Genomic DNA, 24,862 nt, shown 5'->3' on the forward strand with positions numbered 1-24,862 from the left:
AAACATAATTAAATTTTCTATACAAAAGCCGGAGAAAGAATTAGAGCGGCACAGATTTTCCGAAAACAAAGAAAGTAGGGAAACCACTTGCGTGGCTTCCCCCTTATCAAACCGCACGTGCCCTTTTCAGGCATACGGCTTACCAGTATGTTACCGAATGTTGTTATCTCGATGCATTCCAGGCATTTTGCATCTTTTGCAGGCGGTGAGGAGTGAAATATTCCTCGCCTTTTCTTCTTGCTCGTTGTTTGGCCAGTTCATAGCGTCTCTTGGCAACCTGTTTCTTCTCCTCTGCGAATTGCTCAAGCGTCATTCCGTAAACCTTGTTCAGATACAGCCAGAGGCTTGGAATCAATCGGATTGAGAGAAAGAACTCATTGTTCCATCTGGACCGCATTTTGTATTCTTTAATTTGACTCGGATGCTTATGGATAAATGCCACCCGGAGCCTCTTTCTTGTATAAGCGTCTAGGCTATCCAAAATCCTACGGATTTTTCTGGTAACACAATGGCTTTCCTGTCCCAACTCCGTATTTGCCTTGATGGCATCTACGACGAGCACATAGTAATTGACCTTCCCCCTGATGATGGGATTCACACGATTAACCCATTCCAGCTTGTCGAGAGTTAGGGACTTGGGTGTCTTCCTCTTGATTTTCAGGCGGAAGTCTTTGATGGACTCTTCTTTGGGCACGACATGGAAGACCGGTTTCCCTTTCTTGTTTACGGTCCAATGCTGAAAAGTGAATCCGAGGAAGTCGAAGTCGTCTTTCTTGAAATTAACCACCCGGGTTTTGCCTTCCGCTATTTCTAGACCCAGCTCTTTGAGCTTTGTCTTCGTGATACCGACAGCACGCTGGATATCTTCCCTGCTTTTGGCGAAGACGAGGAAATCATCCGCATACCGGACAAACCGGAGACCATGCAAGTCCAATTCCCAATCCAGTTCGTTTAGGTAAACGTTTGCCAGTAGAGGGGAGATTACCCCGCCCTGTGGCGTGCCGCTGTCGCTATCCATCAGCTTACCCTCTTCCATGTGCCCCGCTTTCAAAAATTCCTCAATCAATCCAAGCGTCGTCCTGTCCGAGATGTACTTCTTTAGGATGCCCATCAGCTTCTTATGTGGAATATTATCAAAGAACCCCTTGATGTCCGCGTCATAGACATGGTTATATCCCGACTCGATATTCCAAAGGATGATTTGCAGTGCCCGCTTGACGCCCCGTCCGGGGCGGTAGCCGACAGACCAGTTATGAAACAGAGTGTCCTCGAATTTGGGTTGAAGAATATTGACCAGGCTTTGCTGGATAATCCGATCTTCGATGGTCGGAATGCCCAAGGGTCTTTTCTTTCCATCTTTCTTCGGAATGTAGACCCGCTTTACCGGACTTGGCTTGTATTCCTTACTTCTTAGCCGTTCCAGCAGGTCCATGATGTTGTCATCCAACTCGGCTTCATAGCTCTCAATGGTTTCTCCGTCTATTCCGCCGGTCCCTTTATTGGCCTTTACCTGATTAAAACTGGCCGTCAGTTTCCGGTCAAACAGTAGTTGTCCATAGACGCTGTGCAGTTTCATTTTCCATTCCTGATTCATTCGGCTATTTCACACCTTTCCGTGTGTCCATTCAGTTAGTGTTACCGCAGTAGCTTTACCGTTCACATTACAGACGGGACGGTGTAAAACCATAAGGTGGCTCCCCTTCCGTTCATCCTGCGTTTGGTCACAGGACTACTTCCGTACTATGAGAACCTCTGACTTCTCCACTCATTCGTCTTCATTTCGGCTCAGCCTTATAGAAGGAAATCCCGGCCTGTCGGGTGGAGTGGAGACCTCACGGGGTCATGATAAGTGCCTTCCGAACATACCCTGCATCTTCACCAACAAAGCTATGGTGTCCCGTTCTGACTTCTGGAGACATCATCCTTTTAGCGGACTTCCTCACTTTTCGCAGAGTCGTCAACTTTGCCGGCCGCCACATGCTTCACGTTTTCACATTAGGGTCTGCCCGTTCATCTACGGGTCTCTCGACTGTCCGCATCTCCTTCAGACATCACCTCACGGTGATGCCCTAGATTAGACTTCTCAAGCTAGGTCAGTCTCCTTGAGGATGGACTTTCACCATCTGGCATGAATCTTCCTAGACCGCATAACCCAATCGTTTCACCGAAGTGACGTCATCAGTATCGGAAGGAAGATAAAAGACACGTACCCAACGGGCACGCGCCACTTATCACTGCCCGTCGCACAAAAAGGCCGCACACAGGCGGCCTTCAGAACAGCTATCAGTTGAACAGGGTGCTGACGGATTTGTTTTCGAAAACCCGGACGATGGCGTCGGCGAGGAGCGGCGCGACGGACAGTTCCTTGATTTTCTCCGATTGTTTGTCATCCGCAAGGCTGATCGAATTCGTAATGACGAGTTCTTTGATCTTCGAGTTGTCGATGCGCTCGATTGCAGGGCCGGACAGCACCGGGTGTGTGCAGCATGCATACACTTCGGTCGCGCCGTTTTCCACGAGTGCATTTGCCGCAATCGTGATCGTGCCGGCAGTATCGATGATGTCGTCGATCAGAATCGCCTTCTTGCCTTCGACGTTACCGACGATATTCATCACTTCTGCGACGTTCGGCCGCGGACGGCGCTTGTCGATGATGGCGATCGGTGCCTTCAGGCGGTCCGCCATCTTGCGGGCGCGTGTCACGCCGCCGTGATCAGGCGATACGATGACAAGCTCTTCGCCGGGGATGTTCTTTTCCTTGAAGTAATCGGAAAGGATCGGTACCGCGACCAGGTGGTCGATCGGAATGTCGAAGAAGCCCTGGATCTGCGGTGCGTGCAGGTCGAGTGCGATGACGCGGTGCGCTCCGGCAGTCTCCAGCAGGTTCGCCACAAGCTTCGCGGTGATCGGCTCACGCGCACGGGCTTTGCGGTCCTGGCGGGCATATCCGTAATACGGCATGACCACGTTGATCGTGCGGGCGGAAGCGCGCTTGAGCGCGTCAACCATGATGAGCAGCTCCATAAGATTCTCGTTGACCGGAGCCGACGTCGACTGGATGACGAAGACATCGCAGCCGCGGATGCTCTCTTCAATGTTGATCTGTACCTCGCCGTCGCTGAAGCGGTTGACCGAGCATGCGCCAAGCGGAACGCCAATTTCCTCTGCGACTTCCTTGGCCAGTGACTCGTTTGAATTCAGGGAGAAAATCTTCAGTTTATGGTCCGGATAATGGTTCGTCATTTTTTGGATTGCTCCTCCGATCGCTTTTTGTTCAATTTTTCAATATAACCTTCCTTATTCTCCTGCCTGGAGCGCGCGATTGCAAGGGCATTTTCAGGAACATTTTTTGTCACTGTGGATCCGGCGGCGACGTAAGCGCCTTTTCCGACGGTGACCGGTGCGACCAGATTGGAGTTGCAGCCGACGAACGCGTCGTCTTCGACAGTCGTACGGAACTTGTTGACGCCGTCGTAATTGACGGTGATCGTGCCGCACCCCATGTTGACGCGTTCGCCGATGTCTGTATCGCCGATGTAGCTGAGATGTGAAACCTTGCTGCCTTCACCGAGGTTCGACTTTTTCACCTCGACGAAGTTGCCGATCTTCACTTTTTTGCCGAGGTCGGATTCCGGCCGGATATGGGCGAACGGGCCGACCGCCGCATCCTCCCCGATTTTGCTGGACATCACAACGGACTGGCGGACTTCCGTCCGGTCGCCGATGATGCTGTCCCTGATCTGGCTTCCCGGTCCGATCAGGCAGTCTTCCCCGATGACCGTGCGGCCTTCGATGACCGTGCCCGGCATGAGGACCGTGTCACGGCCGATTTCGGCATCAGCGCTGATGTACGTGTTTGCCGGGTCCTGGATCGTGACGCCTGCCCGCATGTGCTTCTCCGCGATCCGGCGGCGCATGACCCGCTCCGCCTCCGCCAGCACGACGCGGTCATTGACTCCGAGCGTTTCTTCAAAATCATCCGTGGCATAGGCGGCGATGGTTTCGCCTTCCGACTGAAGGATGCCGAAGACGTCCGGCAGGTAATATTCTCCCTGCGCGTTGTCGTTGCCGACTTTACGTAGGGTTTCGAACAGGGTTTTATTGTCGAAGCAATAAGTGCCGGTATTGATCTCCCTCACCTGCTGCTCTTCTGCAGTCGCGTCCTTTTGCTCGACGCTGCGCAGGAAGTTTCCATGATCGTCACGGATGACCCGCCCGTAGCCCGTCGGGTCGTCCGCGAAAGCGGTGAGGATCGTGGCTTTTGCTTTTGTCTCATTATGATGGTCGATCAGCGCCTTCATCGTCTCCGGCGTGATCAGCGGCGTGTCTCCGCATACGACGATCGTCGTACCGTCGAGTCCGCTAAGGTTCTGTTCCGCCTGAAGGACGGCATGGCCGGTTCCCAGCTGCTCTTCCTGCAGGACAAACTCGCTGCGTCCGCCGACTTCTTCTTCGACCTTTTCCGCACCGAATCCGACGATTGTGACGACGCGGTCTGCGCCGACTCCCCGAACATTGTCGACAACATGGCTGACCATCGGTTTACCGCATACCGGGTGGAGCACTTTATAGAGCTTTGATTTCATGCGTGTTCCCTGGCCGGCTGCCAGGATTACGGCATATGTATTCGTCATCAGGCAGTTCCCCTAACTTTTTTAACTTGGTTTTCCCTCTAACGATAGACGAAAACGGCCTTTTTTTCAACATTTTACAGGCCGAGGCTTGACATCCGGGCCACAGGCGTTCCTGAAAGATTGGCAGCACAGAATTGTTTTGGCCGGCAAAGGAAACACACGGCCCAATAAAAAAGAGCAGCCGCGCCTCCACGGGAGCGGCTGCATCAATGGGTTCATCTTCCGGCAGCATAGCGGTGGACTTCCGCGGACATGGCCGCAACATAATCGCTGCTGCCATTGTCCTCGATGTTTTCCACCATCATTGCCAGGATAAAGGACGGATTTTCAGCAGGGTAGGAAACGAAGTAGCCATTCTCCTTGCCGCGGTCCTCGCCTGCCGCCTTCAGTTCAGCTGTACCGGTCTTGCCCGCAATCGGGACGTCCGTGAGATTGGCGGACTGGGCGAAGCCATCCACGACGACGTTGCGGAGCGTGGAGCGGAGCGTTTCCGCATGTGCCGGGTCGACCAGTCCCTCTTTCCATACTTGCCCGTCTTCCTCGTCGAACAATAAGGTGGGCTTATGCATCGTCCCGCCCGTCAGGATCGGCTCGTACATCGATGCGAGATGCAGGATGTTCGTCAGCATCTGTCCCTGGCCGAATGACGTATCGGCCAGCTGGCCTTCCGAGCCGATCGTGCCGTCATTGGAGATTTGGGAAGCTTTTAGCTCCATCGCCTCGAGGGGGATTGGCTCGCCGAAGCCGAACTGTTTCAGCCCTTCTGCTAAAGTGTCCTTCCCCATCGCGAGCGCCTGTTGAGCGAAATAGATATTGTCCGAGTAAACCATTGCCCGGTTCAGGTCAATCGGGTTCGGTGCTTCCGGATGCACGCGGGACACCCGGTAAGCGCCCCATGAAGTATCTTTTTGCCAGGTCTTCCCCGTGATCGTGAGGCCCGCTGCGGGATCGAGCGTGCCGGCTTCCATGCCGATGGCCGCGGTAATCGGCTTTATTGTCGAACCCGGCGCATAACTCTGGGCGAAGCGGTTGAACAGCGGCGTCTTTTCGTCTTCCTCGAGCTCGCTGTATCTGGCACCGCTCATGCCGGCGATAAACTCATTAGGATTATAGGCAGGAGAGCTGACGAGCGTCAGTACTTCGCCGGTTCCGGGATTTATTGAGGCAGCCGTGCCCGGCTCTCCCATCATCGCGTCATAGGCCACTTTCTGCAGTTCGGCGTCGATGGTCAGCTTGACCGTTTCCCCGTCCTCCGCCGCGCGCTCGGCGACGGTCACCGGTTCCAGCCCTTCCTGCTCTTTCTTGATCGTGATCTTCATGCCGTCCCGGCCTCGGAGCCGGTCCTCAAGCAGGCTCTCAAGGCCTCTCCGGCCGATCTGGTCGGTCTCCGTATAGCCCTTGTCCGCCAGATTTTCCAACTGTTCGGCGGAAATCGCGCCGATATAGCCGGTCAGGTGGGCCAGTGCCGGGCCGTAAGGATACTCCCGCATGCCGATTTCCCGTGCAGCAATACCCGGAATCTCAATCAGCCGGTCCAGCCGGGCGGCATCATCTTTTGCCGACTTTCCGATCGGGACAAACAGATCCGGCTTAACCCATGCTGCATTAAGGCTCTTATCAATCGCCTCGGATGTGGTGCCGAGCAATTTCGCAATGTCCGACTTTCTGGCTTCATCCAGCTTTTCCGGGACAATGCCCACCTGATAGCCGGTTCCGTTTTTCGCAATTGGGATCCCTGCCCTGTCGACGATTTCTCCCCGCTTTGCTTCCGTACGGGAAATACCGATTTCATCCCCCGGCTCCAGGTCCGGGAATATGTAGGACGGATCCCATTCGACAAACCAGGTTTTCTCCTTTTCCCGCTCCTCGTATCGGAGCCTGATCGGCTTTTCGAATTCGACCGGACCGGCAAGTGTCTCCATTTTCACATGGATATCGAACTCGGCAGGCTGCTCCTTGTCCCACTTGGGATTTTCGCCGGGCTTGTCATAAGTGACCTCCAGGTGATCGATTCCGAGGTCCTCCACGAGCTTTTCCTGCCGCGCCGCAAACTCGTCCTCCGGAAATGCCTCTTTAGTTTCCGTGGTCAGATAGTTCTCATACATCACGGCAAAACCACTTTTATTCCATTGGCTGACATATTCCGCCAGCCGGTCTTCGGGTGTCGGCTTATCCCTGCACCCTGCCAAAAAGACCAGCAGGATGATGGCTGTGCCGAGCAGTATCTTTTTCATGTTGACCCTCCCTCATGTCTTCCAGTTTAACAAGAAATTGAAAACCGGGACAGCGGGCAGAAACATGAAAAAACCGCCACCGGAAACGGGGACGGCTGGGAGGAACCGGTCATGCGCCGGCGCCTTCGAGTGTCGGTTCTTCTTCTTTCGTCAGGTGATAGGCACCCAGTACGGCATCCTGGATCATCTGGCGCGTACCCGAATTGATCGGATGGGCCACGTCCCGGAACTCGCCGTCCGGCGTCCGTTTGCTCGGCATGGCGACAAACAGGCCGTCATTGCCGTCGATGACCCGGATATCATGGACCACGAACGCCTCATCAATCGTGATGGAAGCAATGGCCCGCATCCGGCCATCAGTCTCTACCCTACGAAGTCTCACGTCTGTTACTTCCACATTCTCACCACCTTCAGTAATATCCTGGTTGTCTATATTCAATATAAATGGTAAATTCCCTTCTTACAATACAAAATTTTTGAACTATTCAAAGTTAGGCATTTTCATACACCAGTTAAAGGAGACCACCGAAAAGTGAAAAAGCTGATTTACGCTACGAGCACTCGCTTTCCGCGGGCGGTCCGCAAGCCTCCTCGGACTACGTCCTACGGGGTCTCGCTTGGCCCGCTGTTCCCGCAGGAGTCTCAATCAGCCGCATGGCAAGCTTTTCAGCGGCCTTGCTTCGCTCTGTGGGGACCTCGGCTAACGTTTGCCCGCAGACATCCCGGCCTTTCACTTCATTCAGTTAATCTTGTAAATTGGGAGTTGCCCCGGTCAAAGCCGGGAGATTTCAGCATTAAAAAACGGCAGCTCCGCATCGGGAGCTGCCGTGGCTATAATTCTATTACTTTGCGAGTGCGACCGCTTCGATTTCGACGAGGACATCTTTTGGAAGACGGGCGACTTCCACGCAGGAACGTGCCGGCTTGTGATCGCCGAAGTAAGACGCATAAATCTCATTGATCGTGCCAAAATCATTCATATCCTTGATGAATACAGTGGCTTTGATGACGCGGTCAAGTGAGGATCCGCCGGCTTCCAGCACGGCTGAAAGGTTTTTGAACACCTGATGTGTCTGTTCTTCGACGCCGCCTTCCACGAGGCTGCCTTCCGGTGTGAGCGGAATCTGGCCGGATGTGTAGACGATTCCGCCTGTCACGATTCCCTGCGAGTACGGGCCGATTGCCGCCGGTGCCTTGTCTGTCTGGATCAAGTTCATATCAGTTTCCGCCTTCCCTGAAATAGTTGCCTTCCACAAGTTCGATCGTGCGTTCTTTTTCGTTGACCTGGCGCAGTCTCACGAGAGACACATAGTCTTCCACGAGACGCTCTTCCTGCACATCCTCCGACTCTACCAGGACGGCAACGCCCGCCGGCTCGCAGTCGAACTCGTTCAGGAGGTTCTTCATGCCGTTCATCGTACCGCCGACCTTCATAAAGTCGTCCGTTAGGAGCACGCGTTGTCCGCTCTTCATGCTGCGCTTGGAGAGGACCATCGTCTGGATGCGGCGGCTCGACCCGGAAACATAATTGATGCTGACGGTCGACCCCTCGGTCACCTTGCTGTCGCGCCGAACGACAACGACCGGGACATTCAAGTGGCGGGCGATCGCATGGGCGATCGGGATTCCTTTTGTTGCGACAGTCATGATGGCATCGATACGTGAATCTTTATAGCGCGCAGCAAAGAGCCGCCCGATGCGATCCATGAGACCGGGATTGCCCAGCAGATCCGTCATGAATAGATATCCGCCCGGCAGCAGCCGGTCCGGATCGCCGAGGGCTTCCATAAAGTCACGGATAATTTCCTCGGCTTCGCCCCTGCTGGCGTCGGGTATGTACTTTACGCCGCCTGCAGCGCCGGGCACGGTGACAAGCCGACCGTTCCCACGTTCTTCGAACGTCGCCTTGACTATTGCCAGGTCCTCACTGATCGATGATTTCGCCGCATCGTAGGCGGATGAAAAGTGCGTCAGGGGAATCAGCGTATGCGGATGGCTGAGCAAGTATTGGGTCATGTCGACAAGCCGTTCACTGCGCTTCCACTTCAAAATGTCCACCTCTACATCTGTCTGCACCGGATTACCTTCACTAAATCCGAATAATTTACCTTCAGATTAACATAAACATCCGGATTTAATCAAGCCGGGGACTGTGCGGGCCGCCCAGCATCCTGACCGCATGCACTTCCGGGCAGAAGCCGTTCAGTCCGTTGACAATACGAGCAACACGCGCTTCCTGCGAGACAAGCCCGAAGACCGTCGGCCCGCTTCCGCTCATAAGAACCGCATCCGCTCCGAAGCGCTCCATGCCGTCCTTGAGCATAGCCACTTCCTTGTGCATGTCCATCGTCACCGGCTCAAGCACATTGCCGAGGTTTCGGCAGACCCCGCCGTAGTCTCCGGCATGAAGCGCAGCCTCCATCGCTCCGATATCCGGATGACGGGCGCGGGACAGGTCGAATCTGCCGTAGATATCCGCCGTCGACACACCGATATCAGGTTTGGCCAGAATCACCCAGCAGTTCGGAGGGGCCGGCAGGTGACGGATCTGCTCTCCCCGTCCCGTTGCAAATGCCGTTCCGCCGTAAACACAGAACGGAACATCCGACCCGATCTCCGCGCCCAATTCCGCCAGTTCATCCAATGACAGGCCAAGTTTCCAGAACCGGTTCAGCCCGCGGAGCGCTGCTGCGGCGTCACTGCTGCCTCCTGCAAGTCCCGCGGCGACCGGGATTCGCTTGTCGAGCGTAAATGTGACACCGTCCCGGATTCCTGTCCGCCGCCGGAGAAGGTCCGCCGCCTGGTACACCAGGTTGCGACGGTCATCCGGTACATAGCGGTCGGAGGATTTGATGACGATCTTTCCTCCCTTTGCGCCTTCGATGGTCAGACGATCATACAGGTCAACCGTCGTCATAATCATTTCGACCTCGTGGTAGCCGTCCGGGCGCTTGCCAAGGACATCGAGTGTCAGGTTAATCTTCGCCGGTGCTTTTTCATGGATCATGAAGGCACCTCCCCAAAATTCAATGCCCCTATTTTACCATAGGCGGGAGGAATGAAAAAAGCAGACGGATAAATTCCGTCTGCCGGTGTCAGCCGTTTTTGGATTTCGGGTTACTAAAGCGTTACTTTCGGCCTTCGCCGACGCCCCGCTCTGCCATCTCGATAGCCCGCTTCACCATATTACCGGCGTCACGAGCCTTGATGCCTCCCCAACCTTCCTGCTGCACAACATCGTAAAACCCAAGTTCCTTCGCGATCTCTTCCTTCAGACGATGGGACATTACTCCGCCGTTTCTAGCCATTCGGTTTTTCCTCCTCGTTCGGCTGACACATGTAGTATGGCCCGAAATAAAAAAAGAACCCGGACAAAACCTTCCATAAAAGGTTTGACCGGGCAAAGATGTAAGAAAATAATTGCATTACTTTACGACAAAATCCATTTTCTCTGAGCCGTTGATGAATGTCAGTTCCACGGCCTCCGTCAAAAGGTCCGTATAACTGTAGGAGACCCGCTCGAACGCATGCTCCTCCTGGTCGAGCTCAATGACAAATACGGCATGATACGTTTCCCGAAGTGTACCGGCACGCTCAATCGTCTTTTTCCGGCCACCATTCGCCTTAAGTTGCAAACGCTGACCTAAATGAGAATCGAGCGCCTTCTTGATATCAGCTAATGTTTTTGGCATTATCGCTTACACCTCACTATATGTAAGGATAACACATTTCAAAGTTTCTGTCAATTAAATTTAAAATTTTATCAATGCACCCATCGGATGTCAATGTTTTTTCTTCAGCTTTTTATACTTTTAATCTGCTTGCAAATAATTTGTAACAATTAATCAGCCGAATGCAGGATACAATTCATCCGCAAGCCGCCCAAATTCCTCGAGCGTCAGCGTCTCTCCCCGGCGTCCGGAGTCAATGCCGGCTGCCGCGAGGGCATCCACGATTTCCGCTTTCCGCTCCTTGCCGTCCGGAAGCGAAGTCTGCAGGTTGTTCAGGATCGTTTTCCTGCGCTGGACAAATGATCCCCTTGTCACACGGAACAGGAAGTCCTCATTTTTGACCGTGACCGGCGGCGCGCTCCTGCGCTTGAGGTGGACGACAGCGGATGCGACGTTCGGCTGCGGCATAAATACGGTCTTCGGCACGATCATCACCGTCTGCGCCTCAGTGTAGTACTCGATGGCGATCGACAGGGAGCCGTATTCCTTAGTTCCCGGCTTCGCGCTAATCCTGTCCGCCACTTCCTTCTGCATCATGACGGTAAAGGAATCGATCGGCAGGCGGTCCTCAAGCAGCTTCATGAGGATCGGCGTCGTGACATAGTACGGGAGGTTCGCGACAACGGCGATGTGCTCCATGCCGGCAAACTCTTCCTCGATCACGCCCGCCACATCCGCTTCGAGAATGTCCTGATGGATGACCTTCACATTATCGTACGGGGAAAGCGTATCCTCAAGAACCGGAAGCAGCCGCTGGTCGATCTCGAAGGCGACAACCTTTCCCGAATTCCGGGCGAGATGCTCGGTGAGGGCACCGACCCCCGGCCCGATTTCAATCGCGCCCGACTTCTCCGTCAGACCTGAAAATGACACGATCTTGTGGAGGATGTTCGGGTCGATCAGGAAGTTTTGGCCGAGGCTCTTTTTAAATGAAAACCCGTACTTGTCAAGAATCTCCTTGGTCCTTACGGGTGTGGCGATGTCTCTATGCATGGATGTCTCCTTCTTCGTCAATGGCTTGGACCGCGGCGAGGAACTCCTCGCGGCTGATCCTGAACATGGCTAGGCGCTTGGCAAGCTGCTTGCCGTTCGTCTGTCCGATCTGTAGCATGAGCCCGATCCGCTCACGTCTGCGTCTGGCGTCCGGATGGCCGACAAGACGCAGGCTGACCAGCTCCGCATCGGTGACGGGGGGCTCGCCCACCTTATCCTGCACCGGCGTGCGTACGGCGGCAAGCGCCGCTCGGATATCATCGTCTGCGGCATGCTCGATGCCGACTTTCCGGCCGTTCTCCGAAATCGACTGCGCCTTCGGAAGGAAGGCGTGCTTCACCCCCGGCACATGCTCCTCGATGATTGCACGGATGCGCCGGCCCGGATAATCCGGATCGGTAAAGACGATGACGCCCCGCTTTTCCTGGGCGTGGCGGATCTTCATGAGCGTCTCTTTCGATACGGCGGAGCCGTTTGTTTCAATCGTGTCCGCCCCGGTGGCACGCCGTACGGCGATCGTATCCGACTTGCCCTCCACGACAATGATTTCTTCGATAGTCACTGATGATCCCATTCTTTCGTTCATTTCCTCCAATTTTACCGGCATGCGGCCTGATTGTACAGAAAGCCGGTACTGCCGGAAGCATGATGACACTCGGCGCCTGCTAACATAAGGTCTTACAAATGGCTCACTCAACTTCTTTTGGGCGTTAATTTACATTGTCGCTCGCCGCTTACTGCCCAGTCCCGCTTTTCTCAACCTTAAGTTAATCTAATCTCACCCTGAACCAGCCTTAATTAACCTGGCGGGACAAATAGGCCGACACTAATATAACAATAAGAATTTCCGTTACGGGCGGACGCTTTCCGCGGGGAAGGCATCAGCCGAAGGGCACGCAGTGGAAATCAGCCCAGGTATCTTCACGGTGTTTTCCTTCCAGTTCCAGGGGGAATAACAAAAATCCGCGGCACCCGGCCGCGGATCCGTTCATCCTCAGTTGAGGATTTTGATTTTAACTTTTTGGCGGCCGAAGCTGTAGGCCTGATCTTTCGTAGGAACGAAGATGTCGATTTTATTGCCTTTGATTGCGCCGCCGGTGTCACCCGCGATTGCAGTTCCGTAGCCCTCCACCCAGACTTTGGAGCCGAGCGGGATGACGCGCGGGTCGACTGCGATGACTTTCGCGCCCGGGTTCGCCTTCAGGTTGATGCCCGTTGCGGTAATGCCCGAGCAGCCGTTGCAAGATGCCGTATAGGCAGTGGCCGTCACATAGAATTCCTTGCCGCCGGCCGGTGCCTCATTGCGGGGCGCCGATGCCTGGACGACCTTCCCGGAAGATTTCGATGCAACTGCCTTCGCTGGTGCAGGGGCTTTCGTGCCGACTGCAACCACTTTGTTGACCGGATTCTTAACGACTTTTTCGTTCTGAAGCTTGCGCGCAACTTCTTTGCCGTCTTCTTTGATGACTTCATACGTGCGTTCCACTTTACCTGCTTCACCATTTTGGACGACTTTTTCTTTGCCTTTCAGCAAACCGTTGTCTTTCTTCGTCTGTACGGTGAAGTCTGTCGATTCTTCCACTACATCGGTGACCTTTTCTACCCGGACGACTTTGACGCTGGAGCCCGGCTTGACGGTTTCGTCCATGCCCTGTTCCACGCGGTCGTTCTCACCGAGCTTGATGCCCTGCTTGCTTAAAAAGTCAGCGACCGTAGTCGAAGTGGTCCAGACCTTGCTTTCCTGGCCCCCGTCGATCATGGCAACTTCATATGCTTTTTCAATATTGACGGTTTCCGTATCGCCCAGCTCGCTGCCGCGTGCCGGCGTGATGGCGTCATGTTCAGTGAGTTCGATGCCGGCATCCGCCAAAAGCGCATCGACATCGTCTTTCGTCGACCAGACTTTGCTTTCTTCTCCGTCTACGCTGATCGTAAACTGTCTGGCTTTTTTCCACTCGATGGACGCCCCGTCCCCGAGTTCCGCTTCTTTGGCAGGCGAGAGGTCATCATGTTCGCCGACCGCAATGTCCTGTTCCTCCAGAAGTTCGCCGACTGTATCCGCATGCGTGCGGAATTCAGTTTGTTCGCCGTCTTCGGAAAGGGTGACGTTCTTTTTCGTACCCTCGTAAACCGCATATGTGATGACGCCCGCGAACAGCGCGATCGTCAAGATGGACATCATGATTTTCTTGCCTGTCATTAACCTGGGTTGCTTGTTTTTCGTGGAATTCGTTGACACTAAAAAACTCCTCCTTATCACCCGAGTGATTATAGCGGCCAGTTTTCCGGCTTGTCAACCAAACCGGGTTTTACCAATGCCGCATTACGGGTGAAGTTTGGCCAATTCAGGCCGATTTATTCACTAATCCTAAATAGTTTCATAGCATTTTCGGTAGTCTTGCGGGCTACTTCCTCATAAGGCAGTTCCTTGAGCCGAGCGATTTCTTCCGCGACGAGCCGGACATAGGAAGGCTCGTTGCGCTTACCGCGGTAAGGATGGGGCGCAAGGTACGGCGCATCAGTTTCGACGAGCAGGTGATTGAGCGGAATTTCTTTTGCCACGTCCTTCGGCTGCCTGGCATTCTTGAATGTAACCGGTCCGCCGAGGGAGATCATGAAATTCATCTCCACGCATTCCTTCGCCGTCTCGGAGCTGCCGCTGAAGCAGTGCATGATGCCGCCCGTCTCTGCTGCGTTTTCTTCTTTGAGGATGCGAACCACATCGCCTGTCGCCTCGCGGTTATGGATGATGATTGGCAGGTTCAGCTTTTTTGCCAGCGCAATCTGTTTGCGGAACAGTTCCTGCTGCACATCCTTCGGCGATTTGTCCCAGTGGTAGTCAAGACCCGTTTCGCCGATTCCGACCACTCTTGGATGTCCGGCGGCAATTTCCTCAATCCACCGGAGGTCCTCCTCCGTGCAGTCCACCGCATCGACCGGATGCCAGCCGATCACCAGGTAGATGAACGGGTATGCTTCCGCAAGCTCGAGCGCGCGCCGGATGGTCGGCCGGTCGAACCCGACGACAACCATCTTTTCAACGCCCGCCTCAAGCGCGCGATTGATCACTTCATGAACGTCCTCCTCGTATTGGTCTGCGTTCAAATGGACATGTGTGTCGATCAGCATGCGTTTCACTCTCCCAATGTATTGTTCAAGTCTATACATAAATCCTTTTTCAAATTTCACAGTTCTATTACATTTAGATTACAAATTAGATTAAGTTTAATTACATAGCTCTATTCCGAGACTTCTAAATTTGTACGGGAAGACATGGGAAAAGTCAAAGAAACCGAATTCCGTTTCCTATAAAACGGAAAACCGGAGGACCAAAGTCCTCCGGTTTTGTACTGTTCCTGTATTGTAATTGGTTTTGTTTTTATTTTATCTGGGAGCCGTTCGGCAGTGACGAATCAACCGATGCGAGCTTGAGGACACCATCCTGTTCGCCCGCAAGAATCATCCCCTGGGACAGTTCGCCGCGCAATTTAGCCGGTTTCAGGTTGGCAACGACAATTACTTTTTCGCCGACAAGCGATTCCGGTTCATAGTGCTTCGCGATACCGGAGATGACCTGCCGTGTTTCATAGCCGAGGTCAAGCTGGAGTTTCAGCAGTTTGTCTGCCTTCGGCACTTTCTCGCATGCCGTCACTGTTGCAACGCGAAGATCCACTTTGGCGAAGTCGTCGATCGTGATTTCCGGAACGTCCGGCTTCTCAGGCGATTTCGGTGCGCTATCTTCTCCGGCTGCGGCTTCTTCCGCCTGAGGCTGGACCGATTTCTGCATTTCGCCGCGGATGTAGGCGATTTCCACTTCCGGGTCGAGGCGCGGGAACACCGGAGTCCCTTTTTCGACGACTTTCGTGCCTTCCTTGATTGCGCCGTTACCCAGCGTTTTCCAGGCCAGTGCTTCTTCGCCGAGTCCAAGCTGGCTGACGATCTGCTTTGGCGATTTTGTCATGAACGGCTGGATCAGGACGGCAATTTCGTGGAGGCTCGCCACAAGATGGTGCATGACGGAGTCAAGATCACCTTTTTTCGCCTCGTCTTTTGCAAGTACCCATGGCTGGGTTTCGTCGATGTATTTGTTCGTACGGGAAACAAGCGCCCAGATATCAGACAGGACAACACTGAACTGCATGTTTTCCATGCCCTTTTCGTACTTCCGGACCGTTTCTTCCATTACATTGCGCAGTGGTTCGTCAAATTCAGTCGAGCCTTCCGGATGGGCCGGCACAACTCCGCCGCAATACTTATTGATCATCGAGACACTGCGGTTCAGCAGGTTGCCCAGGTCATTCGCCAGATCATAATTCACACGTTCCACGAACGCTTCCGGAGAAAATACGCCGTCTGAGCCGAACGGCAGCTCCCGCAGAAGGAAGTACCGCGTCGCATCCAGTCCGAATCGCTCAATCAGCATCTCCGGATAAACGACATTGCCCTTGGACTTCGACATTTTTCCGTCCTTCATCATGATAAATCCGTGCGCGAACACTTTCTTCGGCAACGGAAGGTCAAGCGCCATGAGGAAGATCGGCCAGTAAATCGTGTGGAAACGGACGATGTCCTTCCCGACAACATGTACGTCGGCCGGCCAGTATTTCCGGAACTGCGAGTCATCATCCGAGCCGTAGCCCATTGATGTGATGTAGTTCGACAGCGCATCGACCCAGACATAAATAACATGCTTCGGGTCTCCCGGCACCCGGATGCCCCAGTCAAATGATGTGCGGGAAATCGAGAGGTCCTCGAGCCCGGGCTTGATGAAGTTGTTGATCATCTCATTTTTTCGGGATTCCGGCTGGATGAATTCAGGGTTCTCCTCGTAGTACTGAAGCAGACGGTCCGCATATTTCTTCATATTAAAGAAATAGGATTCCTCTTTCACCTTGTGGACAGGACGGCCACAGTCGGGGCAGTTTCCGTCTTCCAGCTGCGCATCGGTAAAGAACGACTCGCACGGCGTGCAGTACCAGCCCTCGTATTCCCCTTTATAAATATCCCCGTTGTCGAGGAAATGTTGGAAGATCTTTTCGACACCCTGCTTGTGGCGCTTTTCGGTCGTCCGGATAAAGTCATCGTAAGAGATGTCCATCAGTCCCCAGAGTTTCTTCGCGCCCTCTGCGATGCCGTCAACAAATTCCTGCGGAGCCATACCGGCTTCTTCCGCCTTTTCCTGGATTTTCTGACCGTGCTCATCCATCCCGGTCAGGAAACGGACATCATATCCGCGAAGCCGCTTGTAACGCGACATCGTATCGGATGCCACGGTTGTATATGCAGTGCCGATGTGGAACTTGCCGCTCGGGTAATAGATCGGCGTCGTCAGGTAGAAAGTTTTCTGTTCACTCATGCCATTGCCTCCATGAAGATGCATTTCCCTTCATTTTACCGGATGCTTCCTTCCACTTCAATGCAGGCAATCCGGCAGGACAATTTCCATTTTTCATTATGTCAGTATTAGTACTTTTTTGAGTGTGTTCTAACAAAATACTTTATTTATCACGTGAAATGGTATAAATTTGTCTTAGGCCGGAAAAATTACTGTTTTTCTAAAAACTTTCGGCTTTGCAAATTGACGTTATTGGCATTAGTTGGTATGATTGTTCCAGTCGACGAACTATGTCGAATCTTGACGAAAAATAAGATAGCACTCGAAAGGGGCAATACTTGATGAAATCGACGGGCATTGTACGTAAAGTCGATGAACTTGGACGGGTAGTCATTCCGATTGAACTCCGCCGAACACTTGGCATCAAAGAAAAAGACGCACTGGAGATCTATGTGGATGATGACAAAATCATCCTTAAAAAATACATGCCGAACATGACATGCGCCATTACCGGCGACGTATCCGACGACAACCTCCGCCTGATCGACGGCAAGCTGATTCTCAGCGAAGAAGGCGCGAAAAAGCTTGTCAGCGAAATCTCGGAGCGACTCGGCCAGAACGTTTAATCGAAATTTATTCAACCGCCCGGAATTATCCGGGCGGTTTTCTGTTGCTTTATACGTCCCTGCACTTGTTGCACAGAGTTTCTTCTTATTAAGTAGACGGGATATCCGTGTCATATTGCTGTCCTTGGAATAAACAAAAAAACGTCAGGCCCTATATCATTCGGCCTGACGTTTTGTTTTATGTCCGTATTCACCACATTACCCGAGATGGTAGGCCTGGTAAATATCCCGCTTCGGCTCACCGCGTTCTTTTGCTGTAATTTTGATGGCCTCCTTAGACGGAACACCTTCACGCTCAATAACCGCCTCTACATGCGCCTTTTGTGAGAGGCCGGCCCACCATTCCGTTTCCTCCTCGGCACGCTGGACAACTTCCGCATCAGCGCCTTCGACGACGATGCAGAATTCCCCTTTCAGGTCGGATGATTCGGCATAGGCGACCGCTTCCCGGGCTGTGCCCCGCAGAATCTCCTCGAACTTTTTTGTCAGTTCCCGGACAAGCGCGACCCGCCGCTCAGCTCCAAAGGCGGTCTCTAAGTCCCGGAGCGACTCTTTCAGCCGGTGAGGGGACTCGTAGAAAATCACCGTCTCCCCTCGCAAGGCAAGCTTTCCGAACAGTTCACGCCGGTCGTTTTTCTTCCTCGGCGGGAATCCGTGGAACAAAAACGGCTGAGCCGGCAAACCTGAAGCAATCAGTGCCGACAGCGCCGCGTTGGCTCCGGGCACCGGAACGACGGCATAGCCTTCCACGATTGCCCGGGCGGCAATGTCCGCCCCGGGGTCCGAGATGCACGGCATACCCGCATCACTGACGAGGGCCACATCTTCACCGCCCGAGAGCACGGACAAAATCCGGTCACCGCCTTCTTTCAGGTTGTGCTCATGGTAGCTGAGGAGTGATGTATGGATATCAAAGTGATTCAGCAGTTTTTTCGTATTCCGTGTGTCTTCCGCCGCAATGATCGCTGATTCCTTCAGGATCCGGATTGCGCGGTAGGTGATGTCCTCCAGATTGCCGATCGGCGTCCCTACGAGATAAAGCTTTCCGCCCGGGTCCTGTACACTCCGCTGGGATTTCACGGTCGACCGCCTCCATTCCGTTTCATATAGTCGATCTTCTCTGACCGTCTGAGCTGCTTGAACGCGTATTCCGCGCGCATCGCCTCCTGCTTGGTTCCGAACGGTTCATGGAAGATACAGCGGACGGGACGGCGCGGCCTGGTGTATTTCGCGCCTTTGCCCTCATTGTGCGCCTTTACCCGGCGTTCCAGATTGTTCGTATAGCCCGCGTAGTACGTACCGTCCGAACATTCAAGCACGTATAGCACATGTTCAGCCTCAGGCTTCCTTTCCATACAGCATCTCCCGGACCTCAGGCGTATAGGTTCCGTCATCCTCATAAACAAAGAGCGGCGGCAAGATCTTCAGATCCGGCTTGCCGTCTTTTGTGCCCTCGATCAGAAGCGTATTGGCCTCGCGTCCCCTCTTCGGATAGACAAAGCGGATCCGCTTCGGCTCCAGGCGGTGCTTCCTCATCGCCGTGACGATATCAAGAAGCCGTCCCGGCCGGTGGACAAATGCCGCCTTGCCGCCCTGCTTCAGGAGAGCGCTTGCGTTTTCGACGGCCTGGTCAAGCGTCAGATAAAGTTCATGTCTTGCGATGGCGACTTCCTCCAGCATGTTGCGGTCGCTCATTTCATTCGCCGGGAAGTAGGGCGGATTGCATGTCACCGTATCATGTTTTTCATGTCCCAGGATATCCGCGATTCCCTTGACGTCCGCTGTGATGATGCGGATCCGGTCCTCCAGAGAGTTCAGCCCGACGCTCCGCTCCGCCATATCCGACAGGCGTGGCTGCAGTTCGACACCGGTGATCGCCGCATTCGACCGCGCACTCAGAAACAGGGGGATCGCCCCGTTGCCTGTGCACAGGTCGATGATGCTCCCTGACCTGCGGATCGGCACATAGGCGAATTTCGCCAGCAGTACCGCATCCAGGGAAAACGAAAACACTTCCGGGCTCTGGATGATTTTCAAGCCCTCCGCAAGCAGATCGTCCAGCCGTTCATCTTTGTTCAGTTCTATGTTCATGACAATTGTCCTCCGTGAAACGATTTCTGATGCTGCGGATATCGGCCACAAAAAGAAAAGACCGTATTCCGCCTGAAGCGGAACCGGTCTTTATCCATTCTGCTTGTTCAGGAATGAGAGACAGAACAGGCAGTCCTCGCCCTTCCGCGAACTCCCGAAATGGACGTTGCAGACGTGGAACCCTTCATTATAAAGGCGTGCGAGGTTGTCATGTCCCTCCCCGATATCCGCCGAATTCTGCTGATGCTTTTTCCCGGGCTTACGGCCCTTGACCTCCAGCTGCTTCTCGATCTCTTCCAGGCGGTTGCGGAGATGATGATTCTCAATCTGTAGAGCATGGTTCTCCTCCATCATCTGTGCAACCGATTCCTTCAGTTCGACATACTGGCGGTTGGCCGATTCAAGGTGTTGCCCGAATTCCATGACCTTATCCAAGAAATTCCGGTCCATCAATGCTCACACCCCATAATGATTACGTCAAACCGATTGTAAAATTTCGTCCAGTGAGTAATCGATCACTTTTTTCTCACCTGACAGCTCAACCTGCAGCATGCGCTCAAGCAGATTGAGCCCGACAACCCTGCCTGCACCATCCGGTGTCGTGATGCGGGTGCCAACATCCGGCATGAGGCGTTTGGCTTCCTCATATTCGTCATTCTCGTATTTCAGGCAGCACATGAGCCTTCCGCATAGTCCTGAAATCTTGGACGGGTTCAGCGAGAGGTTCTGGTCCTTTGCCATCTTGATCGAGACCGGTTCGAAATCACCGAGGAATGTCGAACAGCAGAGCATTCTGCCGCACGGCCCGATGCCGCCGAGCATCTTCGCTTCGTCGCGTACGCCGATCTGGCGCAGCTCGATCCTTGTCCGGAACACCGATGCAAGGTCCTTGACGAGGTTCCGGAAATCGACACGGCCGTCTGCTGTGAAATAGAAGATGATCTTGTTGCGGTCGAACGTATACTCCACATCGACCAGCTTCATCTCCAGGCCATGGTCCTCAATCTTTTTAGCTGCAATATCGAACGTCCGCGCGGATTCTTCCTCGTTTTCCCGTACAGATGCGCGGTCTTCCTCCGATGCGGGCCGGACAATCATCTTGAGCGGAAGAACGATATCATCGCCGCTCATCTGCCGGACGGGGATCACGACCTTGCCGTACTCGACGCCGCGCGCCGTCTCGACTATGACGTAGTCCCCTTCTTCCAGGCGGTATTCACCCGGATCGAAATAATATATTTTACCCGCTTTCTTAAAGCGGACACCTACTACATTATAGAGCATGTTGACCCTCCTGCATGTTGAGCACCAGTTGTTCCATGAGAAGCGTGCGGTTCATATTGCTTTGGAGGTTGCGTTTTGCCTTCAGGATGGCTTCGAGGATTGACGCAAGACGGCCGAATGTCAGCCGCAGCGCCATCTCTTCCCATCTTGCCCGGTTATCCGGATAGGCAAGCGACGTGGAGAGTCCCGCCTTTACCGCTGATATGTCGCGGTAGGCGAACAGGAGCAGATCCAGCCCCAGTTCGGTCTCGTCCTTCTCCTTGAAGAGCGGACCCCAGTCCGTCTGGATGAACAGCAGGACTTCCTGGATACTTTTATCCGATGCTTCCACCAATTTTATCACTGTCTTACGGGCCTGTCCAAACTGCTCATCCGATGCAAGCGCCAGAGCGCCATCCGGATCTGCGTTGATCATCGTGACTGTGGATGCCATCGAGCGGGTCACACCGCCTTCTGCGACAAGCTGCTCCAGAACCGCCTCCCTCGGCGGCGGTTGGAGATGGATCTCCTGGCACCTTGACCGGATCGTCGGCAGAATAGCGGACGATCGGTCTGTCAGGAGAAGGGCGGTCACTTCCCCTTCCGGTTCCTCGAGGAACTTCAGAAGTGTGTTGGCTGCCGCTATGTTCATGCGGTCAGCCTGGTGAAGAATATAAATTTTTCGCCCGTCCTCGATCCCCGTCTTGTTCAGCTTATAGATCAGGTCTGAAATCTGGCCTTTTTTGATGTCTTGTCCATCCGGCCGGATCTGTGTGACGTTGGGATGGTTGTCCTCCCGGATTCTCCGGCAATTCCGGCATACACCGCAGGGCTTGCCGCCGGCGGATTCCGGGCAAAGGAGAAGCTGAGTAAAAAAACGGGCAAGTGCTTCTTTTCCTGCTCCCTTCACACCTTCGAAAAGATAGGCATGGGCGACGCGTCCGGAAGCTGCGGATCCCCCGAGCAGCGAGGTGGCTTTGGGCTGCCGTGCCAGGATGCTGTATTCGGTTTCCATCGGCGTCTCCCCCTGTTTGAAAAATCCCGTGTCCGGAAGTCACACGGGCACGGGTGGTCGTTTTGAATCAGAAATGATGGAACTGCTCGATCGGCAGCACAAAAACTGTTGCGCCGCCAACTTCGACTTCTACGGGATAAGGGATATAGGAATCCGCATTCCCGCCCATCGGCGATACAGGTGCAACCATCTGATCACGGGAACGGCAGTTTTCCCGGATGATGCCCAGCAGTTTCGGCACGAGCGGGTCATCCGTCCCGATGAGGAAGGTCGTGTTGCCCGAGCGCAGGAAGCCGCCGGTGCTGGCCAGCTTAGTGGCCCGGAAGTCATTCTTTGTCAGAGCGGCGGATAATCGGTTGCTGTCCTGGTCCTGCACGACTGCTACGACCAATTTCATATGGATCACTCCTCGCCAGCTTTTATATAAGTATAGCACAAACGCCCTTTACTTCATGCGACTTTTTATGGCGGCCCAGGCAACTTCGGCTGTATCTTCAAGGTTTTTCGTTGCATCGACCAAGACCACCCGCTCCGGTTCCCTCTCTGCGATCCTCAGGTATTCGGAGCGGACCTTTCTGTGGAAGCCAAGCCCTTCGGCATCCAGACGGTTCACTTCATGTCCCCGCCCCTCACTGATCCGCCGGATGCCCTCTTCCGCCGGAACATCCAGGAGAATCGTGAGGTCGGGCATCGTGTCCCCGATTGCAAAGCGGTTGATCGAGCGGACTTCTTCGGTACCGATGCCGCGCGCAGCGCCCTGATAGGCGATTGAACTATCGATGAAACGGTCACAGAGGACGACCTTGCCGGCCTCAAGTGCCGGGATGATCTTTTCGATGAGATGCTGTCGGCGGGCTGCCGCATAAAGCAGCGCTTCCGTCCGCGCTTCCATCTCCGTATGATCATTATCGAGAATGATCTCCCGGATTTTCTCTGATATCCTGATGCCGCCCGGCTCACGGGTCTTCAGGAAATCGGTACCCGAATTTTCCAGGCGTCGGGCCAGGATTTCCAGAACGGATGTCTTCCCTGCTCCGTCGGGTCCTTCCAGTGTGATGAACAAACCGTTTTTCTTCATATATTATGCCTCCGTTGACTGTTGTGAGACCAAGATTTTTTGTTCGCCCAGCCGGTGGGTTCCCTGGAACGCCGTGCCGGCCGTAAGATGGGTACGCAGCATGCCGATCGTCTCGCAAGTGACGGGTTCGCCCGGCAAAAGCAGCGGGATGCCCGGCGGATATGGAATGACCGAGGCCGAGGAAATTCGCCCCGCCGATTCGCGGTAGTCAATCCACTCGGACATCTTTCCTGGTTCGATAACCGGAGGCCCGTCCGCCGCTTTGATCGACGGATTCGCGGCTGGAGCCTGCGGTTCGTATACGTCCACACCGGGACCAAGTGATTGCATGGCCCTCCGAACTGCCCCCAGCACATCCTGCAGGCGCGGATCATGCCCGTTCTTGATGAGGGGCAGGATAAGCAGTGCCTGTTGGGGATCCGACAGTTCAGCGTGCACGCCTTGTTGCGCCAATGAATTCGCGAGTGCGTTTCCCGTATGCCCGTCTGCGCGAAGAAGCAGTTTGAGCGGATCATGCGTGGATATGGTAGCCAGTCCTTCTATAGCTGCGAACCCGCTGATTAGTGCATGCCTGAACAACAGGAAGTCCTGCAAATCTTCTTCTGTATAAGTGGCAAGATAATGCCTTGCATCATCAAGCGACGCCATAAGCGGATAGGACGGGCTGCTCGATTGGAGCATGCCGAGGTAATGTCCGATGCGCTCTGCCTCAATCAGAGAGCCATGCGCCACATGAAGATAAGAAGCCATCGTCATGGCAGGCAGTGTTTTATGGGCGGACTGGACGACCACATCCGCCCCCTGCGCAAGCGATGGCTCCGGAAAAGGTTCGCCGATTCCGAAATGCGCCCCATGCGCCTCGTCGACGAGAAGCGGCATGCCCTTGCCGTGGCAGATCTCGGCAATCTCGCGCAGATGCGGGGACACCGTCCCGTAATAGGATGGATTGGTCAACACAACCGCTTTGGCTTCCGGATAGCTCCGGACGGCCTCGCGAATCAGTGATGCCTCCGGATGTCCGGGTGTGAGGGTTAGCGGTTCCCAAACAGGATCAATATACACAGGCCGCGCCCCGGCGAGTGCGAGGCCATGAAAAACTGACTTGTGTGCATTGCGCTGCACAATGATGCGGTCCCCCGGACGGCAAGCCGCAAGGATCATCGCCAGATTTCCTGCCGTTGAACCGTTGATGAGGAAAAAGCTCTGCCTTGCCCCATACGCATCCGCCAGAAGCCCCTGGGCTTCCCGTATCGGTCCCTCCGGCGCATGGAGGTCATCCAGCCCCGGGAGTTCCGTCAGGTCCCAGGCCATCATTCCCCGGACTGCTTCCGGCAACCCCGTCAGCTTCCCGTTTTTATGTCCTGGTACATGGAAGGATACCGGACTTCGACCTGCAAATTCCTCCAGCATATCGGCCACCGGCCTCCGCGACTGACTGCTCATTGCCAAAACCCCTTTATCCGTTTATCGGACGGATCTGTTGATGGGTTCATTATAACACGGCCGGTACCCGCAGAAGCGGAAGGCCCTTAAGGGCTGGCTGCGAGGAGTTTGCCCTGGCAAAAGAGATGGAACAAGGGCTAATATTAGTGCTCAGACAATCCTGTTAGGTTTGATTTGATCTGGCCGCATTTGATTAAAGCGCTCAGCAGGCTTCAACCATCGCTTGCCGTATATCTATGAGCGTTCGCAAGGATGAGTCCTGCGGACTGTTTTTCCGCACAAAAAAACCGCCTCCATAAGGAGACGGCCTTGTGCCCAGCGATGTCCTACTCTTGCAGGGGGAAGCCCCCGACTACCATCGGCGCTGAAGAGCTTAACTTCCGTGTTCGGGATGGGAACGGGTGTGACCTCTTCGCCAT

Annotated in this window: 25 protein-coding genes and 1 rRNA gene; 1 reads left to right on the forward strand and 25 read right to left on the reverse strand. The window is 54.2% G+C overall.

Going from position 1 to position 24,862, the window contains the following annotated elements:
* Window positions 1-163 precede the first annotated feature (163 nt).
* From ltrA to metG, 15 genes are all read right to left on the reverse strand, one after another.
* Entirely contained in the window at window positions 164-1,594 is a 1,431-nt protein-coding gene (ltrA, locus tag BMX91_RS14965; protein ID WP_092056010.1) for a group II intron reverse transcriptase/maturase, read from the reverse strand.
* Window positions 1,595-2,283: 689 nt separating this feature from the next.
* The gene (locus tag BMX91_RS14970) at window positions 2,284-3,243 is read right to left on the reverse strand and encodes a ribose-phosphate diphosphokinase (protein WP_092056012.1); all 960 of its coding nucleotides are present in this window, start codon (window positions 3,241-3,243) and stop codon (window positions 2,284-2,286) included.
* Window positions 3,240-4,634 (reverse strand): bifunctional UDP-N-acetylglucosamine diphosphorylase/glucosamine-1-phosphate N-acetyltransferase GlmU, encoded by a 1,395-nt coding sequence (gene glmU / locus BMX91_RS14975; RefSeq protein WP_092056014.1) that lies wholly within the window; start codon window positions 4,632-4,634, stop codon window positions 3,240-3,242. The genes BMX91_RS14970 and glmU overlap by 4 nt, the downstream gene beginning before the upstream one ends.
* Window positions 4,635-4,849: 215 nt before the next feature.
* Window positions 4,850-6,868, reverse strand: coding sequence for a penicillin-binding transpeptidase domain-containing protein (locus BMX91_RS14980; protein WP_092056016.1), 2,019 nt, complete (start codon window positions 6,866-6,868; stop codon window positions 4,850-4,852).
* A 109-nt stretch (window positions 6,869-6,977) separates the two neighbouring features.
* A complete protein-coding gene (gene spoVG, locus BMX91_RS14985) occupies window positions 6,978-7,265 on the reverse strand; it encodes a septation regulator SpoVG (RefSeq protein WP_092056054.1) in 288 nt (95 codons plus the stop codon).
* Window positions 7,266-7,710: 445 nt separating this feature from the next.
* Window positions 7,711-8,085: a RidA family protein gene (locus tag BMX91_RS14990; RefSeq protein WP_008301252.1), complete on the reverse strand. Its 375-nt coding sequence runs from the start codon at window positions 8,083-8,085 to the stop codon at window positions 7,711-7,713.
* A 1-nt stretch (window position 8,086) separates the two neighbouring features.
* Complete coding sequence (purR, locus tag BMX91_RS14995) at window positions 8,087-8,917, reverse strand: pur operon repressor (RefSeq protein ID WP_092056056.1); 831 nt, start codon at window positions 8,915-8,917, stop codon at window positions 8,087-8,089.
* An 85-nt stretch (window positions 8,918-9,002) separates the two neighbouring features.
* Window positions 9,003-9,875 (reverse strand): 4-(cytidine 5'-diphospho)-2-C-methyl-D-erythritol kinase, encoded by an 873-nt coding sequence (gene ispE / locus BMX91_RS15000; protein ID WP_092056019.1) that lies wholly within the window; start codon window positions 9,873-9,875, stop codon window positions 9,003-9,005.
* Between the two features lie 121 nt (window positions 9,876-9,996).
* A complete protein-coding gene (locus tag BMX91_RS15005; protein WP_092056021.1) occupies window positions 9,997-10,176 on the reverse strand; it encodes a small, acid-soluble spore protein, alpha/beta type in 180 nt (59 codons plus the stop codon).
* 117 nt (window positions 10,177-10,293) lie between these two features.
* Window positions 10,294-10,560, reverse strand: coding sequence for a biofilm formation stimulator Veg (gene veg, locus BMX91_RS15010; RefSeq protein WP_092056024.1), 267 nt, complete (start codon window positions 10,558-10,560; stop codon window positions 10,294-10,296).
* Window positions 10,561-10,713: 153 nt separating this feature from the next.
* Entirely contained in the window at window positions 10,714-11,592 is an 879-nt protein-coding gene (rsmA, locus tag BMX91_RS15015) for a 16S rRNA (adenine(1518)-N(6)/adenine(1519)-N(6))-dimethyltransferase RsmA (RefSeq protein WP_092056026.1), read from the reverse strand.
* Window positions 11,585-12,178, reverse strand: a complete 594-nt coding sequence (rnmV, locus tag BMX91_RS15020; RefSeq protein WP_285859132.1) for a ribonuclease M5 — start codon at window positions 12,176-12,178, stop codon at window positions 11,585-11,587. Before rnmV ends, rsmA begins: the two co-directional genes overlap by 8 nt.
* Before the next feature lie 408 nt (window positions 12,179-12,586).
* Window positions 12,587-13,831, reverse strand: coding sequence for a G5 and 3D domain-containing protein (locus BMX91_RS15025; RefSeq protein ID WP_245744485.1), 1,245 nt, complete (start codon window positions 13,829-13,831; stop codon window positions 12,587-12,589).
* 116 nt (window positions 13,832-13,947) lie between these two features.
* A complete protein-coding gene (locus tag BMX91_RS15030; RefSeq protein WP_092056029.1) occupies window positions 13,948-14,721 on the reverse strand; it encodes a TatD family hydrolase in 774 nt (257 codons plus the stop codon).
* Window positions 14,722-14,971: 250 nt separating this feature from the next.
* Window positions 14,972-16,948: a methionine--tRNA ligase gene (gene metG, locus BMX91_RS15035; protein WP_092056031.1), complete on the reverse strand. Its 1,977-nt coding sequence runs from the start codon at window positions 16,946-16,948 to the stop codon at window positions 14,972-14,974.
* Between the two features lie 320 nt (window positions 16,949-17,268).
* Here metG and BMX91_RS15040 point away from each other — a divergent pair, with 320 nt between their 5' ends.
* Window positions 17,269-17,553 carry an AbrB/MazE/SpoVT family DNA-binding domain-containing protein gene (locus tag BMX91_RS15040; RefSeq protein ID WP_092056033.1) on the forward strand — a complete coding sequence of 95 codons (285 nt, stop codon included), beginning with the start codon at window positions 17,269-17,271 and terminating at the stop codon, window positions 17,551-17,553.
* Between the two features lie 198 nt (window positions 17,554-17,751).
* Here BMX91_RS15040 and rsmI read toward each other — a convergent pair whose 3' ends face one another.
* From rsmI to rrf, 10 genes are all read right to left on the reverse strand, one after another.
* Window positions 17,752-18,633 (reverse strand): 16S rRNA (cytidine(1402)-2'-O)-methyltransferase, encoded by an 882-nt coding sequence (rsmI, locus tag BMX91_RS15045; protein WP_092056035.1) that lies wholly within the window; start codon window positions 18,631-18,633, stop codon window positions 17,752-17,754.
* Window positions 18,630-18,908, reverse strand: coding sequence for a GIY-YIG nuclease family protein (locus BMX91_RS15050; RefSeq protein ID WP_092056037.1), 279 nt, complete (start codon window positions 18,906-18,908; stop codon window positions 18,630-18,632). Before BMX91_RS15050 ends, rsmI begins: the two co-directional genes overlap by 4 nt.
* Window positions 18,892-19,644 (reverse strand): tRNA1(Val) (adenine(37)-N6)-methyltransferase, encoded by a 753-nt coding sequence (locus tag BMX91_RS15055; RefSeq protein WP_092056039.1) that lies wholly within the window; start codon window positions 19,642-19,644, stop codon window positions 18,892-18,894. The genes BMX91_RS15050 and BMX91_RS15055 overlap by 17 nt, the downstream gene beginning before the upstream one ends.
* 90 nt (window positions 19,645-19,734) lie before the next feature.
* A complete protein-coding gene (gene yabA / locus BMX91_RS15060; protein ID WP_092056041.1) occupies window positions 19,735-20,097 on the reverse strand; it encodes a DNA replication initiation control protein YabA in 363 nt (120 codons plus the stop codon).
* A 24-nt stretch (window positions 20,098-20,121) separates the two neighbouring features.
* Entirely contained in the window at window positions 20,122-20,928 is an 807-nt protein-coding gene (locus BMX91_RS15065) for a PSP1 domain-containing protein (protein WP_092056044.1), read from the reverse strand.
* Complete coding sequence (holB, locus tag BMX91_RS15070) at window positions 20,918-21,922, reverse strand: DNA polymerase III subunit delta' (protein ID WP_092056046.1); 1,005 nt, start codon at window positions 21,920-21,922, stop codon at window positions 20,918-20,920. Before holB ends, BMX91_RS15065 begins: the two co-directional genes overlap by 11 nt.
* Window positions 21,923-21,989: 67 nt before the next feature.
* The gene (locus tag BMX91_RS15075; RefSeq protein WP_008301272.1) at window positions 21,990-22,319 is read right to left on the reverse strand and encodes a cyclic-di-AMP receptor; all 330 of its coding nucleotides are present in this window, start codon (window positions 22,317-22,319) and stop codon (window positions 21,990-21,992) included.
* 48 nt (window positions 22,320-22,367) lie between these two features.
* Complete coding sequence (gene tmk, locus BMX91_RS15080) at window positions 22,368-23,000, reverse strand: dTMP kinase (RefSeq protein ID WP_092056047.1); 633 nt, start codon at window positions 22,998-23,000, stop codon at window positions 22,368-22,370.
* 3 nt (window positions 23,001-23,003) lie between these two features.
* On the reverse strand, window positions 23,004-24,443 hold the full coding sequence (locus BMX91_RS15085) for an aminotransferase class I/II-fold pyridoxal phosphate-dependent enzyme (RefSeq protein ID WP_092056050.1): 1,440 nt from the start codon (window positions 24,441-24,443) through the stop codon (window positions 23,004-23,006).
* A gap of 313 nt (window positions 24,444-24,756) precedes the next feature.
* Window positions 24,757-24,862: ribosomal RNA gene (gene rrf / locus BMX91_RS15090) — 5S ribosomal RNA — on the reverse strand; the annotation flags it as partial.

It is taken from the genome of Bhargavaea ginsengi, assembly GCF_900109165.1.
GTDB lineage: Bacteria > Bacillota > Bacilli > Bacillales_A > Planococcaceae > Bhargavaea > Bhargavaea ginsengi.